Below are 1,602 nucleotides of genomic sequence, written 5' to 3' on the forward strand. Positions count from 1 at the left end.
CGGCGGTGGCGGCGGTTATGGCGGCGGCGGTGGTCGCAGCGGTGGTGGTGGCGGTTACGGCGGCGGCGGCGGTGGCCGCGGCGGCTACTGAGAGCCCCCATCGCACGAGCCGGTCGATGCCGGCTTCCGGGATTCCTCAAAGGCGGTGGCGCTTCGGCCCACCGCCTTTTGTCTTGGCGGGCCCTATTCGCCCTGGCGCTTCTTGCGGCCCCGTCCGACCAGCGCACGGTCCAGCACGGCGTTCGGGAGCAGCCGCATCAGCTTGGCGACGATCCCCATCTGCCAGGGGATCACGCGGTAGCTGACGCCGGCCCGGATCGCCGCCACGGCGCGCTCGGCAAAGGCCTCGGGCGTCATCAGGAAGGGCATGCCGTAGCGGTTGCCGGCAGTCAGCGGCGTCGCCACGTAGCCGGGCACCAACGTCACGACCCGGATCCCGAACACGCGGCACTCACCGCGCAGGCTCTCGCAATAGCTCACCACGCCCGCCTTGCTCGCGCAGTAGGCGCCGTGGCCGGGCAGGCCGCGGATGGCCGCGACGCTCGCCACTCCCACCAACGTGCCCGAGCGCCGCTCGCGCATCGGCTTCACGAAGGGCTGGAACGTGGCAGCCATGCCAAGGTTGTTGGTCTCGAAGGTGGCGCGGATCACTTCCAGGTCTTCGTACTCCGCGGTATCGACGCCGATGCTGATGCCGGCGTTGGCCACCACCACGTCGGGTAGGCCCTGGTCCTGAAGGCACGCGCGGCCGGCCGCGGTGATGCTCGCCACGTCGCGCACGTCGGCCGCGTAGACCGCCCAACGTTCAGCTGGCCAGCCACGGGCACGGCACCAGGCCTCGATCTCGTGGGCGCGGCGCGCTACCAGCGCCAGACGGTAGCCGGCCTGCGCGAAGCGGGCCGCCAGGGCCTGGCCGATGCCGCTCGACGCCCCGGTGATGAAGACCAGCGGCGCGGCGGAACTCACGGCGCCGCCTGCGGCGTGGCGAGCAGCTCGCCGCTCACGCGACCGCTCAGCTGGCCGATGCGGTCGAGGTGGCTGTAGTCGAGGCTGCCGGCGCGCATCTCACCGCGACCGGTGAACAGCGTCACCGGCAGGTGCGAGCGCACCCGCTCCGTCTCGGTGAACAGCTCGAGAAACTCGCCGCGGATCTCGAGCCGTGCCGACGGGCCTTCGCCCGGGCCCGGCTCGCGGATCACGCGCGCGCCGCCGGTCAGCCGCACCTGGGTCGCATCCCCGTTGCTCAGCGCCCGCTGCGCGCTGCCCAACGTGACGCGACCCGTCTCGTCGACCGCCCGCAGGCGCACGCCTTCGACCTCGATCGTGTCGGTGTCCGGGTAGTGCTGCATCACGTCGCCTTCGAGCCGCGAGCGCAGCGCGCCGCTCGGCGTGTAGCTCACGACGGAAAAGCCGCGCATCGTGTAGTCCGGCTCGTGCCTCAGCGCCTGGGCCGCCTTGGTGTCGCCCGGCACCGGGGTGTTTTTCACCAGCCACCAGCTCAGCGCCGCCAGCGCGCCCATCAGCAGCACCGGCAGGTAGCGCAGCAGGTGATCGAGCGCGCGCGCGGTCCACGGGCCGCCGACCGCCTCGCGCGCGCCGCCC

Annotated in this window: 2 protein-coding genes; both read right to left on the minus strand. The window is 72.7% G+C overall.

Annotated features, from left to right (window positions below):
- Positions 1 to 183: 183 nt before the first annotated feature.
- The gene (locus x551_RS21940) at positions 184 to 966 is read right to left on the minus strand and encodes an SDR family oxidoreductase (RefSeq protein ID WP_036232004.1); all 783 of its coding nucleotides are present in this window, start codon (positions 964 to 966) and stop codon (positions 184 to 186) included.
- Positions 963 to 1,602 (minus strand): LPS export ABC transporter periplasmic protein LptC (lptC, locus tag x551_RS21945; RefSeq protein ID WP_343252168.1); only part of this gene is annotated, 640 nt, incomplete at its 5' end. The genes lptC and x551_RS21940, both read right to left, overlap by 4 nt.

It is taken from the genome of Methylibium sp. T29, from assembly GCF_000576205.1.
Classification (GTDB): domain Bacteria; phylum Pseudomonadota; class Gammaproteobacteria; order Burkholderiales; family Burkholderiaceae_C; genus Methylibium; species Methylibium petroleiphilum.